Raw genomic sequence first — 13099 nt, 5'->3', positions numbered from 1 at the left:
TCGGTGTCGTATTCTCGGCGACGGCCGGAAGCCAGCACGTCGGAATCGAAGGCGAATCGGAAGTTACGCCTTCGACGCCCGGCCGGCGGCCCCAGTCTTCAGTACAGCTTGCAGTTCCCCGTGGAATCCAACGAGTTCTTCACGAGATTGGGTGGTCTTCGCCGTGAGTCTGCTTTTGTACCCGCTGGCGGGGCTGGCCGTTCTCGCCGTGCCGGGGCTTCTGGTGCAACTCGCCGCCGGCGTCCGGGACAAATTGTGGCTGGCCGCGCTGACCGCGCCGGTCAGCATCGGCGTCTACGGCTTCGCCGGTCTCGCGTCCGGCATTCCCGGGCTGTCCTTCGGGATTCCGCTCGCGCTCGCGGTGACCGTGCTGCTGTCCGCGATCGTCTTCGGCATCGCCTGGTTCCGCCGCGGCCGCACCGAGCCCGCGCCGATCGAGCAGCCGGACACCTCGCTGCTGCCCGCGCTGACCGGCCGGTGGCTGCTGACGGCCAAGATCGGCGCCGCGGTCCTGGTACTGGGCGGCATCGCGCTGGCCATGCAGCAGTGGCACGGCGGCCTCGGCTCCTGGGACACCTACCCGCAGGAACACGACACGATCATCCACATGGTGCTGGTGGCATACATCAGCGACACCGGCCGGGCCGCGCCGTGGGACCTGCTGCCGATCGACGTGCTGACCGGGCAGCCGGTGTCGTTCTACCCGTCCGGGCTGCCGCTGCCCGCCGCGCTGTCGGGCCAGGTGAGCGGCGGGCCGATCACCGGCTTCAACGTGGTGAACGCCCTGATCACCGGGCCGGTGTTCGTGCTCGGCTCGGCGGCGCTCGCGGCCGCGGTGTTCCGCAGGCTGCGCGCCGGATCGGGCTGGACGGCCCTCGCCGGCGGGGCGGCCGCGCTGGTCGCGGCCGGTCTGTACCGGCCGGGCGTGCAGCTTCTGCACGACGGCGGGATCGCGCCGAACGCGGCCGCGATGAGCATGGCTCCCGGCGTGCTCGCGGCGCTGATCACTGCGGGCGGGCTCCGCGGCTGGGGGCCGGGCTCGCGCTGGCTGCGGGCCGTCGTGCTGGGCATCGGGGTGGCCGGGGTGTTCTCGGTCCACCCGAGCGTGGCCGCCACCGTCGGGCTCAGCGTGGTGGTGTTCTGGATAGTCGAGGCCTGCACGAAGCGGGGACGGGAAATCCTGCGCGGGCAATGGCCGGTGCTGCTGGCCGCCGGGGTGGTCGCCGCGCTCGCCTCGGCAACCACCCTGCTCGGCTCGGCGAGCCAGGCCACTCGCACCGGGACGTGGTCGCCGGACATCCCGCCCGGACCGTTCGGCGACGCGCTGTCGAGCAACCTCAAGCTCACTTACGGCGGCTATTTCGATCCGCACGGCATCTTCTCGCAGCTCAGCGCGGGCGTGCTCGCGCTGGTGGGGGTGCTGGTCGTCCTGGCGCTGCGCCGTGCCTGGGGCGTCGCCGCGATGTGGCTGTTCTGGCTGGCGATCGTCGTCGATTTCAGGGTGCACCCCTGGTCGGGCATCGGCTCGATGGTCGGATCCCCGTTCTACAAATCGTATGTGCGCATTCAGTCGCACATTTCCCTGTTCATTCCGGTGCTGGCGGCTATCGCGGTCGTATTCGTGGCGATCGGAATCATTCGCTTGGCCGGGAAGCCGGAGAAACCGGCGGTGTTCGGCTGGGCGCGACGGTTCGCCGGTCCGGTTTCCGCGGCATTGCTCGCCGTCGTGCTGGCCGGATATGTCGGCTACGCCGCGATTCCCTACGAACACCGCAACGCCGAGGTGATCGCCACCCGCTACGCGAAGCCGGAGTTCACCAGGGTGAACGACGACGACAAGCGGGCGGCGAAGTTCGTCGAGGAGCACATCAAGCCCGGCGAACGGCTGATGAACAGCGCCAACGACGGCTCGACCTACGCTTATGTCGAGGACCGGGTGCCGGTGGTCAACGTGGTCACGCTCGGCTCGGCCCTCGAACCGGTGACCTATGAGCTGCTGCGCTCGTTCCGCGACTACCCGACCGACCCGAAGATCCGGAAAACCGTGTTGTCGCTGAACATCGGCTACGTCTACGTGGACAGCGCAGCGCCCACCATGGGCGCGGGACCCGGTTCGCCGAACAGCTGGTACACCGCGCCGACGTTCGAGCTGGCGCCGGGATTGCAGAACCTGGACGGCCTTCCCGGCCTCTCGGTGGCCTTCCGGTCGGGCACGGTGACGGTGTACAAGCTGGATCGCTCGGTGCTGGCCGCGTTGCCGAATTGACCGAGCCCGGTGGCGGGACGCCGCTCCGCGGCGGGCGGGCAGTTCACCCTCGTGCCGTCCGGCCGCTGACGTCCCGGGCGTTTCCGGATACGGTCGGTGCCATGGCTAAGGGCGAGGCCGTCGAGCTCGACGTGGGGGACCGGACGGTCCGGGTGTCCAACCCGGACCGGGTCTGCTTCCCGGCGCGCGGCGAGACGAAGCTCGATCTCGTCCGCTACTACCTCTCGGTCGGCGACGGGATCGTGCGCGCGCTGCGGGAACGGCCGTGCATGCTGCACCGGTTCCCGTCCGGGGTGACCGGCGAGAAGGTGCACCAGAAGCGGGTGCCCAACGGTGCGCCGCCGTGGCTGGAGACGGTGCGGGTGCAGTTCCCGCGCTACCACCGCCACGCCGACGAGCTGTGCGTGACCGAGCTGGCGCACGTCGCGTGGGCGGTGCAGATGTCCACTGTGGAGTTTCATCCCTGGAATTCCCGTCGCGCGGACACCGAACGGCCGGACGAATGGCGGATCGACCTCGACCCGATGCCGGAATGCGGGTTCGCCACGGTGCGCCGGGTCGCGCACGTCGCCGAAGAAATCCTCGACGAGCTGGGCGTGCGCGGCTGGCCGAAGACGTCCGGCGGCAGCGGGATGCACATCTACGTGCGGATCGAGCCGCGCTGGGGGTTCGCCGACGTCCGCCGGGCCGCGCTGGCGTTCGCGCGCGAGGTCGAGCGGCGGGCTCCGGACGAGGTCACCACCGCCTGGTGGCGCAAGGACCGCGACCCGGAGAAGCTGTTCGTGGACTACAACCAGAACGCCCGTGACCACACGATCGCCAGCGCCTATTCGGTGCGCGGCGTGCCCGAGGCGCTGGTGTCGACGCCGATCCGCTGGGACGAGGTCGACGACGTCGACCCGCACGACTGCACGATCGCGACCGTGCCCGCGCGGTTCGCCGAACTCGGCGACCTGCACGCGGGGATCGACGACGTGGCGTACTCGCTTGAGCCGTTGCTGGAGTGGGCCGACCGGGACGGGTTGGAGGCAGAGGACTCCTGAGCGAAGTCGAGCGGGCGCCTGGCGTCATGGGGGAGCCTCCGCCGCGTCTCCCCGGGGACGGAGCGGAGGGGAGCACGATGGACGGTGCTGGGCAGAACGATCCGCTTGCCGTGCTCTACCGGCTGCACCAGCAGCTGCGCGTGCTTTCGCCGGTGCTGACTGTCGCGCCCGGACGGCCGGAAACGAAGGCCATGCTCGACGGCCTGGCCGAGACCGTTTCCGAGGCCGCCGGCCTGCTCGCGACCGCGGAACCGGCCGCGCTGGCCGCGCTGCGCCAGGGGTTCGAGCACGCGCGGGCCGGGCGGGGGAATGAGACGACGTCGGAGCTGATCACCGCCTACGGGCGGCTGTCGGTGCTGCTGCGGAAAGACGCGCCGCGCCGGGACGCAGCGGACGAGCCGACGGTGCGGTGGCGTTCGAGGTTTTGACCCGCGCGGTGCCAGGCATGCCAGGATGGCGGGCGAGAGCCGGCTGAGCCCGGGCGATGCGGCAGGGGAGGACCACGTGGCCGAGCAGATCCTCGTCACCGGCGGAAGCGGGCAACTGGGCCGGGTGGTCGTGGAACGGCTCCGGGCCGCGGAGGTTCCGGTGCGGGCGTTGAGCCGGCGGAGGCGGTCCGGCGAAGGCGTCCGGTGGACGGCCGGCGACCTGCGCACGGGACGGGGGATCGACGTCGCGGTCGCCGGGGCGGGGACGGTGATTCACTGCGCGACGGACTACCGCCGGGAGGTCGAGACGGTCCGCACGCTCGTCGAGGCCGCGCGGTGGAGCGGGCAGACGCCGCATCTGGTGTACGTCTCGATCGTCGGCGTGGACAAGATCCCGCTCGGGTACTACCAGGCGAAACTGGCCGCCGAGCAGCTGATCGCGGGTTCCGGGATGCCGTACACGATCCTTCGGGCGACGCAGTTCCACTCCCTGGTCCGGACGATCCTCGCCGGTGCCGCGCGCCTGCCTGCGGTGCCGGTGCCGAAGTTCCGCTTCCAGCCCGTCGACGTGCGCGACGTCGCGGCGCGGCTCGTCGAACTGGCGCGAGGCGAACCGCGGGAGCGGGTCTCGGACTTCGGCGGACCGGAAGTGCGGACGACGGCCGAGCTGGCGCGTGCCCTGCTCGCCGTGTCGGGGAAGGCCAGACGGCTCGTTTCGGTGCCGGCACCGGGGCGGGTCGCCCGGGGCTACGCGGCTGGCGCGAACCTGGCGCCCGAGCACCCGGACGGCGTGGTCACCTTCGAGCAGTATCTGGCGGAGCGGGGCAAGCCGGCCGCGCTGCGGTACCGCTAGCCGGCGGCTCGGCGGCGGACGGTGCGCTCCAGGATGCCCAGCGTCGCCTTGAGGGCGGATTCGGGCACGATCGGGAAGGTCAGGCGCTCCTTCCACTCCTCGCTGAGTTCGGACCAGTCGTAGTAGGACGTGACGCGGGTGCCGTCCTCGGCGGGTTCCAGCCGGTAGCCGTAGACGTGGCGGACGTGCGGGCGGAGGCTGCCCTCGACGGTCCAGGCGATTTCCTCGTCCGGGACCAGTTTCGTGATGACGACCTCGACGTCGTACTTGCCCAGCGGCCGGTCGCCGAGCGCTTCCCGGTCCATGTGGACCACGAACCGGTCGCCGGCCCGGGTGACCGGTTCGCCTTCGGCGGCCATGAGCATCCCGGACGCGTCGATGTCGACGTGGCCCTGCGGGTCGGCGAGAACCGCGAAGACGGCGCCGGCGGGGGCGGGAATGATCCGGGAGACTTCGAGGCGTTCGCTCATATCGTCGACTATAGCAGAAATAATCGATGATTTACCCGGGGCTGGGGTCAGCTCTGGACGAAGAAGTGCCAGCCGACCCACCACCAGGCCAGCACGAGCGCGATCCGGGTGGACCGCTTGCGCATCAGTGCGGAGAGGACGCGGGTCAGCGACGGAATTTTCTCCGGGAACAGGTGGCTGCCCAGCCACAGCAGGAGCGCGGCGGCCACGATCGCGCCGAAGCCGATTTCGGTGATCAGCCTGCTGCTCATGCCGTTCTCCTCGCGGTGGCGGCGGCTCGCAGCATCGCCAGCCCGGCGGCCGTCCAGACGCCGAGCGCGAGAGCCTGCACGACGCGGTTGCCGAGCATCGGGTCGACGAGGTCGCTCATCGTGGGATGCGTCAGCGAAAGTCCGCCAGCCGCTTGTTCGTAGACGAAGGAGATGAGTTCCCAGAGGCACCAGGAGATCGCCAGCGCGACCCACAGCCAGCTGCGGCGCGGCACCGGTCGCGGCGGGAGCGAGGGGTCCCGCCATTCCACGGTGAGCGCGCCGACGCCGATCGCGGTGACGGCCAGGAACATCGGCACGGTTTGGCGGCCGAAGACCAGGGCGACCAGGGCGACGGCGACGATCAGCGAGGGGCCGGGCAGGCGGGCGGCGGGGAGCAGAGCGTCGGCGGGGGTGCGGTGGCGTTCGGTGACGATCAGCAGGAGCGCGGCGGCGAAGAAGATCACGCCGTCGGCGGGAGCGCCTCGGATCCAGTGGGCGAGGGAGGCGATGAGGAGAGCCGCGATCGGGAGATCGACGGCCAGGCGGGGCGCCGGGTAGTCCGCCGCGTGCCGTTCGGGCAGTGCCATGGGACGCCCCCGTTCCGTGCCGGTCCTGCATGAGGGACAACGCGAAAGGGGGCGGGTGGCTTCCCGCGCGGGCGATCTTTTCCGGTCGTGCGTGGCAATCCCGGTTCTCGCCGGGATTGCCACGCACGACGGTCAGTCAGATCCGCCGGGCTTCCGCGGGGCTGACCGGGGGATCGGCGGGAAGGCCGTGCAGAACCGTCGCGAGAATCTCCGCTCCGCGCACCACCCGGGGGCCGGGCCGGTTGAAGGAGGCCGGGCCGTCGAGGAGCCAGACCCGGTCGTTCCGGACCGCGGGCAGGCCGGTCCAGCCGGGGAGCGAGGTGAGGACGTCCAGCTCAGTCTCGGTCCGGTCCGGGGAGAAGCCGCAGGGGAGCAGGAGCAGGACGTCCGGGCGGGCGGCGAGCACGGCGTCCCACGTCATCGGTTTCGTGTGCTCGCCCGGTTCCGCGAGCAACGGGGCGCCGCCCGCGGTGGAGATCTGCTCGGGCACCCAGTGTCCGGCCGGCCAGAGCGGGTCGAGCCACTCCAGTGCGACCACCCGCGGCCGGGGAAGTCCAGCGATGCGGCGGCCGACCGTGGCGAGCCGTGAGCGGAGTTCGGCGACTCGGGCGGCGGCGACGTCCGGGACGTCCAGAGCGTCGCCGAGGGTGGTCAGGCAGCCGAGGACCTCGTCCAAGGTGCGCGGTTCCAGGCTGAGCACGCGCGGTCCGGCGTCGAGCATCCGCACCGCCGCGGCGACGCGGGTGTAGGACACCGCGCAGACCTCGCACAGGTCTTGCGTGAGCACGAGGTCCGGCGCGAGGGCGGCGAGCTGGCCGACGTCGACCGAGTAGAGCGACGAACCCTGGTGCGACGAGCCGACGGCGGTGGAGATTTCGCGGCTGGTGAGGGTGTCGGAGCCGAGGTCGGCGGCGGTCACCACCGGTACCGACGCGACCTCGGCGGGCCAGTCGCATTCGTGGGTGCGGCCGACGAGGTCGCTCGCCTTGCCGAGAACGGCGACGAGGTCGGTGGCGGCGGGCAGCAGGGAGACGATCCGCATCTCCCCAAGGTAGGTCAGGCGGCCTCGTGCAGTGCCTGCAGAAGCGAGGACGCTCGGCGGTCGACGTCCTCGGCCTGGAGTTCGTTCGGCACGAAGGAGAACGACAAACCCCGGGACGGCCACGCACCGTGGCGGCCGCCGCCGGCTCCGGAATGGCCGAAGGCGGCGGGGTCGGCGCCGGCGGGGCCGTAGGTGCCGATCGGGTCGGCCAGTTCGAAGCCGAGGCCGAAGCGCAGCGGGCGGTCGTTGATCGCGTCGATGCCTTCGGACCAGGTGCGGGTGGCGCGGGCGAGGACGTCTCCGGGGACGAGCTTGCCCGAGCGCAGCAGGTCGTAGAGGCGGGCCATCGCGGTCGCGGTGCCGACCGCGCCGCCTGCCGCCAGCGTCGCGCCGCGGTACTCCGGCGAGTTCATCGAGTCGCCCGAGTCGAGCAGGCCGCGGTACATCCGTTCGACGATCCGGCGGCGTTCCTGGTCGTGGAGGAACGTGCTGATCCGGTACCCGGGTGCGCGCCGCAGGGTGGCGACCGGGAGGGCCGGCGGGGTGCCGAGCCGCAGGTCGAGACCGTGCGGCTCGGCGAGGAGGCCGCGGATCAGCGTGCCCAGGTCCGCTCCGGTGACGCGCCGGGCCAGTTCGGTGGCGAGGTAGCCGTAGGTGAGCGCGTGGTAGGCGACCTTCGTGCCGGGAGTCCACAACGGACGTTGGGCGGCGAGGGCCCCGGCGTTCGCCGCGTTGTCCAGCATGGGCAGGTCGGCCTCGACGTAGGGCAGGCCGACGGTGTGCGAAAGGACCTGGGAGACCGGCACGTCCTCCTTGCCCGCCGCGGCGAACTCCGGCCAGTAGCGGGCGACGCGTTCGTCCGGGTCGAGCTTTCCCCGCGCGGTCAGCATCGCCAGGACGGTCGCGACCACACCCTTGGTGCCGCTGAACAACACGGCACGGGTGTCCTCGGTCCACGGCACGCCGTCCGCCGCCGAGCCGCCCCACAGTTCCACCACCGGGGCGCCGTCGCGGAACACGCTGAACGCGGCTCCGCCGGTGGTCGCCTCGATGATTTCGCCGAACGCGTCCCGCACGCCTTCGTAACCGGGTTTTACTGCACCGTTGACAGTCATTCGGCTCCTCACAGCCTCGGCGTCGTAGCGAGAAGTTCGCTGGTGTATTCGTGCGACGGGGAGTTCAGCACTGCCTCGACGGCGCCTTCTTCGACGATCTCGCCGCCGCGCAGGACCGCGATCCGGTCCGCCACCTCCGGGGCGAGGGCGATGTTGTGCGTCACGAACAGCATCGCCATGCCGAGTTCCCGGCGCAGTTCGCCGAGCAGTTCGACGATGGTGGCCTGCACGGAGACGTCCAGCGCGGACGTGACCTCGTCGCACACCAGGACGTCCGGCGTCGTCACGAGCGCGCGGGCGATCGCGGCGCGCTGCCGTTCGCCGCCGCTGAGCTGGTCCGGCAGCCGGTTCGCGAGGTCCGGCCGCAGGCGGACCCGGTCCAGGGTCTCGGCGACGCGTTTCCGGCGCTCGGTGCGGGAGAGGGAAGTCAAGCGCACCAGCGGAACCTCGATCGACTGCGCGATCGTCTTGCGCGGGTTCAGCGACGAGAACGGGCTCTGGAAGACGTACTGGATCCGCCGCAGTTCGTCGGTGCTGCGCTGCCGGGCCGCCGGAGCCAGCGGGGTGCCTTCGAGCGCGACAGTACCGGTGAATCCGCGGTTCAGTCCGGCGATGCACTGCGACAGCGTGGTTTTGCCGGAGCCGGACTCGCCGAGCAGCATCACGCTTTCTCCGCGCGTCACGGCGAGGTCGATGCCGCGCAACACCTTGTGCTGCCCGTAGGACATCCGGATGTCGCGCGCGGCGATTACCGCGTCGTCCGGTGGCGGAGCAGCGGCGGGCTCCGCGCCGAGGTCGGGCACCGCAGCGAGGAGCCGCTTCGTGTACGCGTGCTTCGGCCGCCGCAACACGTCGTCAGCGACGCCGCATTCGACCAGATCTCCCTGGTACATCACGGCGACCCGGTCCGCGAGCTGCGCCACGACGGCGAGGTCGTGCGTGATGTAGAGCGCCGCGACACCGTGCTCGGACGTCAGCTGCCGGACCGTTTCCAGCACCAGCGCCTGTGTTTTCACATCCAGGCCGGTGGTCGGCTCGTCCAGCACCACGACGCTCGGGCGGCACGCGAAAGCCATCGCGATCCCGACCCGCTGCTGCTGCCCGCCGGACAGCTGGTGCGGGTATCGCCGCTGGTATGCCTCGTCGGAGGGCAACCCGACCTCGGCGAGCACCTCAGCCACCCGCTCGCCCGCCGCACCCGCATACCCGTGCGTTTCCAGCACCTCGGCGATCTGCCGGCCCACGCGCAGCGCCGGGTTCAGCGACAACGCCGGGTCCTGCGGGATGTACGCGACCGCGTTGCCTCGCAACTGACGGCGCGCGGCGTCGTCGAGCGTCAGGATGTCGACCGGTTCGCCGTCGCGCGGGTGCAGCACCACCTGGCCGCCGCCGGAGGCCAGCCCGCGCCGGAAATGGCCGAGCGCGGCCAAACCGGCGGTCGTCTTGCCGGAGCCGGACTCCCCGACGAGCGCGAGGACCTCGCCGGGGGCGATCTCGTAGGACACCGAACGCAGCACCGGACGGCCCGCTGTCGTGCGCACGGCCAGCCCGGTCACCTCCAGGGCCTTGGTCATGGCTGTGGTCATCCCCGATCCTCCCGGGTCCGCCCGGCCGCGGCCGAGGCGAGCGAGTCGGCGACGAGGTTCGTGCCGACGGCCAGCACCGCGATCGCGACCACCGGGAGCAGCACGCCCCACGGCTGCACGACGAGCGCGATCCGGTTCTCGTTGATCATCAGGCCCCAGTCCGCGGCGGGCGGCTGGATGCCGAGCCCGAGGAACGACAGCGAGGCGATGTATCCGATCGAATACGTCAGCCGCAGCCCCAGCTCCACCATCAGCGGGCCGGTGATGTTCGGCAGGATCTCGCGCAGCAGGATCCGGCCGCGCGGCACGGCGTACATCTCGGCCGCGCGGATGTAATCGTGATTGCGCACCGAAACCGTCGCCTGCCGGGCGACCCGCGCGGTCCGCGGCGCGTGCGTCAGCCCGATGACCAGCACCAGCAGCCAGCCCTTCGGGCCGATCACCGCGATCGCCAGCAACGCGATGACCAGCTGCGGGAACGACAGCAGCACGTCGTTGCCGCGCATCAGCAGGCTGTCCAGCCAGCCGCCGCCGTACCCGGCGATCATGCCGAGCAGCGCGCCGAGCACGATGCCGAGCGCGGTGGCGAGCACCGCGTACAGCAGCAGCGTGGTGCCGCCCGCCAGGAAGCGGGTGAGGACGTCGCGGCCTAGGCCGTCAGTTCCCATGAGTCCGCCGGGTTTGAACGGTTTCCCGGCGAAGTCCGTGGTGGTGTGCCCGGTGAGGATCGGTCCGAGCCAGGGGCCGAGCAACGCCACGAGGACCACGACTCCGGCCAGCACGGTGCCGACCTTGGCCTGCGGGAACGCCCAGGCGGTGCGGATCAGCCCGGCCGCGCGCGGCGGCGTTTCCGGGACGGCGGGCACCACCCGTTCTTCTTCGACCGCGGTCATCGCAGCGCCTCCGTCCGGAGCTGGGGATCGGCGAGGATGCCGATCACGTCGGCCAGCAGGTTCACCACGATGTAGACCGCGGCGATCAGCAGCGTCACCGCCTGGACGACGGCGACGTCGCGTTTGCCGACCGCGTCGATCAGCGCCTGGCCGATGCCGGGGTAACGGAACAGGAACTCGACCACCACGACGCCGCCGGCCAGCCACGCCAGCTGGATCGCGACGACCTGCGCGACCGGCCCGACCGCGTGCGGCAGGGCGTGCCGCAGCAGCACCGTCCGCTCGCGCATTCCCTTGAGCCGTGCCATTTCCACGTACCCGGAATCGAGGACTTCGCTCATCGTCGCGCGCATCATCCGGGTGATGTACGGCGTCACGACGAGCACGAGGGTGAGCACCGGCAACACGAGCTGACTCGGTTGCGCCCATACCGCTTCGCCTGGTGGCGTGAGGGTGACTGAAGGCAGGACGCGGAACACCGTCGTCGCGAAGAGGACGATGAGCGCCACGCCGATCACGAACTCCGGCAAGGCGGCGATCACCAGGCTGACCCCGGAGACGACCTGGTCGCCGGCGCGGCCGCGGCGCATCGCGGTCCAGGTGCCGAAGGCGAGCCCGAGCGGGGTGGCGATCACGGCGGCGAGCACGAGCAGGACGAGCGAGGCCGACACGCGGTCCGCCAGCAGCGTCGTGACCGGGCCCTGGGTCGAGGTCGACGTGCCGAGGTCGCCGGTGAACAGGCCGCCCAGCCAGGAGAGGTAGCGCTGCCAGACCGGTTCGTCGAGGTGCAGCTGGTGCTGCAGCGCGGCGATCCGCTCCGGAGTCGCCTGCTGGCCGAGGATGGCCCGCGCCGGATCGCCCGGCAGCAGCAGCGTCGCGACGAACACCAGCAGGGTGACCAGCCACAGCACCACGAGGCTCACGAGCAGCCGTTTGAGGATCAGCCGGGTCATGCCGCGCCCCCTTCCGCCGTGCCGAGCCAGACCTGGCGGAACTGGTAGCCCGACAGCGAGATCCCGGTCCGGTCCGGCACGAATCCGGCCACATAGGACTGGTAGGCGTCGACCTGGTCGACGAACCCCCAGACGATCAGCCCGCCGCGTTCGTATTCGATCTGCTGCGCGCGGTGAAGCAGCTCCGTGCGCGCCTTCGGGTCCACGGTGGCGCTCGCCCGCGTGACGAGGCCGGTGAATTCCGGGTCGTTCCAATGGGTTTCGTTGTAGGGCGCTTTCGGCAGCGCGCCGGACGCGACCTGCGGCAGGTAGTTGCGCGTGTACCAGAAGTCCTGCGCGAAATCCCAGGACAGGTAGTTCTCGCCGTAGAACGTGGTGGTGTCGATCTTCCGGATCCGCACGTTCACGCCTGCTGCCTTGGCCTGCTGCTGGAAGACCTGCGCCGCCTCGACCGCACCGGCCTGGATCGGCGCGGTGACCAGTTCGATGTCGAGGTTCGGCTTGCCCGCTTCGGCGAGCAGCCGTTTCGCCTCGGCGATGTTCTGCTTCCGCTGCGGCAGTTGCCGGTTGTAGGCCGGGTCGAAGGGCGCGTACAGGTCGTTGCCGACCCGGCCCTGTCCGCTGAGCACCTGATTGATCATCTGCTCGCGATCGACCACCAGGCGCAGCGCCTGGCGCACGCGGACGTCGTTGAAGGGCGGCCGGTCGACGCGCATGGTGAACGGCAGCCAGGTCCCGGTTTCCGACCGGAGCACCTGGATCCGCGGATCGCTGCGGAGCACGTCCACGAGCGCCACCGGAACCTGGTCGATCGCGTCCACTTGGGACGAGAGGAGAGCGTTGATCCGGGCGTCGTCGTCGGCGAAGTTGATGAGCGACAACCGGTCCAGGTACGGCTCGCCCGGACGCCAGTAGTGCTCGTTGCGCACGAAGGTGCTCTGCAGCCCGGCGGTGAAGGTCTCGGCTTTGAACGGGCCGGTGCCGATCGGCCGTTTGACGTCGAAATCGGCCGGGACGATGCCGAGGCTGTACTGCCCGAGCAGGTCGTCGAAGCCGGAATTCGGGGAGGTGAGCCGGAATTCGACGGTCCGGTCGCCGGTCGCGGCGACCTCGCCGAGCATGCTCAGCCCGGCCGCGCCGCTCTTCGGGTCCTTCGGGTCGGTGATCCGGCGGAAGGTCGCGACGACGTCGGCCGGGGTCACCGGGCGGCCGTCGTGGAAGCGGATGCCCTGGCGCAGCACGGCGGTCCAGGTGCGCGCGTCCGGCGAGGACTTCAGCGATTCGGCGACCAGCATCTGGAGCCGGTAGTCGTGATCGCGCAGCAGGAGCGGCTCGTAGAGGTTGAGCACCCGGGCGATGTCCGGGTTCGTGGCGGGGATGTGCGGGTCGAGCGTGTCCGACGCGCCTCCGCCGGTGACTCCGACGCGAAGAGTGCCGCCTCGCCGGGGTGGCCCGGAGGGGACGGCGGCGGCGACGGTGGAGCCGCAGGCGGCCAGCAGGGGAGCGGTGCCGGCGAGAGCGGCGCCGCCGAGCGCGGCGGTGAGGAATCGGCGGCGGGAAACGTTGGTCGGTTTACATCGGGCTTCCATGGGTGACTTTCGAGCGGGTGTCG

The 13099-nt window shown here is 71.0% G+C and carries 13 protein-coding genes; 4 read left to right on the top strand and 9 right to left on the bottom strand.

Annotated features, from left to right (window positions below; all coding sequences use genetic code 11):
• The first annotated feature begins 163 nt into the window (after positions 1 to 163).
• The 4 genes from BM362_RS26830 to BM362_RS26815 all read left to right on the top strand — a co-directional run bounded on the left by BM362_RS26830 (position 164) and on the right by BM362_RS26815 (position 4590).
• Positions 164 to 2266 carry a DUF6541 family protein gene (locus tag BM362_RS26830; RefSeq protein ID WP_143132492.1) on the top strand — a complete coding sequence of 701 codons (2103 nt, stop codon included), beginning with the start codon at positions 164 to 166 and terminating at the stop codon, positions 2264 to 2266.
• A gap of 101 nt (positions 2267 to 2367) precedes the next feature.
• Entirely contained in the window at positions 2368 to 3309 is a 942-nt protein-coding gene (gene ligD / locus BM362_RS26825) for a non-homologous end-joining DNA ligase (RefSeq protein WP_067588888.1), read from the top strand.
• A 77-nt stretch (positions 3310 to 3386) separates the two neighbouring features.
• Positions 3387 to 3737 (top strand): hypothetical protein, encoded by a 351-nt coding sequence (locus BM362_RS26820; RefSeq protein WP_232791872.1) that lies wholly within the window; start codon positions 3387 to 3389, stop codon positions 3735 to 3737.
• Positions 3738 to 3813: 76 nt separating this feature from the next.
• Positions 3814 to 4590 (top strand): SDR family oxidoreductase, encoded by a 777-nt coding sequence (locus BM362_RS26815; RefSeq protein WP_093575011.1) that lies wholly within the window; start codon positions 3814 to 3816, stop codon positions 4588 to 4590.
• On the opposite strand, the gene BM362_RS26810 is transcribed toward BM362_RS26815, so the two are convergent.
• The 9 genes from BM362_RS26810 to BM362_RS26770 all read right to left on the bottom strand — a co-directional run bounded on the left by BM362_RS26810 (position 4587) and on the right by BM362_RS26770 (position 13076).
• The gene (locus BM362_RS26810; RefSeq protein WP_067588884.1) at positions 4587 to 5060 is read right to left on the bottom strand and encodes an SRPBCC family protein; all 474 of its coding nucleotides are present in this window, start codon (positions 5058 to 5060) and stop codon (positions 4587 to 4589) included. The genes BM362_RS26815 and BM362_RS26810 overlap by 4 nt on opposite strands.
• Positions 5061 to 5107: 47 nt before the next feature.
• The gene (locus tag BM362_RS26805) at positions 5108 to 5311 is read right to left on the bottom strand and encodes a DUF6186 family protein (RefSeq protein ID WP_067588882.1); all 204 of its coding nucleotides are present in this window, start codon (positions 5309 to 5311) and stop codon (positions 5108 to 5110) included.
• Positions 5308 to 5898, bottom strand: coding sequence for a hypothetical protein (locus tag BM362_RS26800; protein ID WP_093575010.1), 591 nt, complete (start codon positions 5896 to 5898; stop codon positions 5308 to 5310). Before BM362_RS26800 ends, BM362_RS26805 begins: the two co-directional genes overlap by 4 nt.
• A 136-nt stretch (positions 5899 to 6034) precedes the next feature.
• Positions 6035 to 6940: a cobalamin-binding protein gene (locus BM362_RS26795; RefSeq protein WP_067588878.1), complete on the bottom strand. Its 906-nt coding sequence runs from the start codon at positions 6938 to 6940 to the stop codon at positions 6035 to 6037.
• Positions 6941 to 6954: 14 nt separating this feature from the next.
• A complete protein-coding gene (locus BM362_RS26790; RefSeq protein WP_093575009.1) occupies positions 6955 to 8055 on the bottom strand; it encodes a serine hydrolase domain-containing protein in 1101 nt (366 codons plus the stop codon).
• Positions 8056 to 8063: 8 nt separating this feature from the next.
• Positions 8064 to 9641: an ATP-binding cassette domain-containing protein gene (locus BM362_RS26785; RefSeq protein WP_067588874.1), complete on the bottom strand. Its 1578-nt coding sequence runs from the start codon at positions 9639 to 9641 to the stop codon at positions 8064 to 8066.
• Positions 9638 to 10534, bottom strand: a complete 897-nt coding sequence (locus tag BM362_RS26780; protein WP_093575008.1) for an ABC transporter permease — start codon at positions 10532 to 10534, stop codon at positions 9638 to 9640. Before BM362_RS26780 ends, BM362_RS26785 begins: the two co-directional genes overlap by 4 nt.
• On the bottom strand, positions 10531 to 11487 hold the full coding sequence (locus BM362_RS26775) for an ABC transporter permease (protein WP_093575007.1): 957 nt from the start codon (positions 11485 to 11487) through the stop codon (positions 10531 to 10533). The genes BM362_RS26780 and BM362_RS26775 overlap by 4 nt, the downstream gene beginning before the upstream one ends.
• Complete coding sequence (locus BM362_RS26770; protein WP_067588870.1) at positions 11484 to 13076, bottom strand: ABC transporter substrate-binding protein; 1593 nt, start codon at positions 13074 to 13076, stop codon at positions 11484 to 11486. The genes BM362_RS26775 and BM362_RS26770 overlap by 4 nt, the downstream gene beginning before the upstream one ends.
• Positions 13077 to 13099: the final 23 nt, after the last annotated feature.

Origin of the sequence: Amycolatopsis rubida (genome assembly GCF_900115345.1) — a bacterium.
Lineage (GTDB): Bacteria > Actinomycetota > Actinomycetes > Mycobacteriales > Pseudonocardiaceae > Amycolatopsis > Amycolatopsis rubida.
The sequence above is the reverse complement of the archived record's forward strand: the minus strand, read 5'-3'. Positions and strand labels throughout refer to the sequence as shown.

Excerpts from the sequence above, each read along its gene's own strand:
- BM362_RS26795 (WP_067588878.1), bottom strand. The coding sequence starts at position 6,940 with ATGCGGATCGTCTCCCTGCTGCCCGCCGCCACCGACCTCGTCGCCGTT.
- BM362_RS26790 (WP_093575009.1), bottom strand. The coding sequence starts at position 8,055 with ATGACTGTCAACGGTGCAGTAAAACCCGGTTACGAAGGCGTGCGGGAC.
- ligD (WP_067588888.1), top strand. The coding sequence starts at position 2,368 with ATGGCTAAGGGCGAGGCCGTCGAGCTCGACGTGGGGGACCGGACGGTC.
- BM362_RS26800 (WP_093575010.1), bottom strand. The coding sequence starts at position 5,898 with ATGGCACTGCCCGAACGGCACGCGGCGGACTACCCGGCGCCCCGCCTG.
- BM362_RS26780 (WP_093575008.1), bottom strand. The coding sequence starts at position 10,534 with ATGACCGCGGTCGAAGAAGAACGGGTGGTGCCCGCCGTCCCGGAAACG.
- BM362_RS26820 (WP_232791872.1), top strand. The coding sequence starts at position 3,387 with ATGGACGGTGCTGGGCAGAACGATCCGCTTGCCGTGCTCTACCGGCTG.
- BM362_RS26805 (WP_067588882.1), bottom strand. The coding sequence starts at position 5,311 with ATGAGCAGCAGGCTGATCACCGAAATCGGCTTCGGCGCGATCGTGGCC.
- BM362_RS26810 (WP_067588884.1), bottom strand. The coding sequence starts at position 5,060 with ATGAGCGAACGCCTCGAAGTCTCCCGGATCATTCCCGCCCCCGCCGGC.
- BM362_RS26785 (WP_067588874.1), bottom strand. The coding sequence starts at position 9,641 with ATGACCACAGCCATGACCAAGGCCCTGGAGGTGACCGGGCTGGCCGTG.
- BM362_RS26775 (WP_093575007.1), bottom strand. The coding sequence starts at position 11,487 with ATGACCCGGCTGATCCTCAAACGGCTGCTCGTGAGCCTCGTGGTGCTG.
- BM362_RS26770 (WP_067588870.1), bottom strand. The coding sequence starts at position 13,076 with ATGGAAGCCCGATGTAAACCGACCAACGTTTCCCGCCGCCGATTCCTC.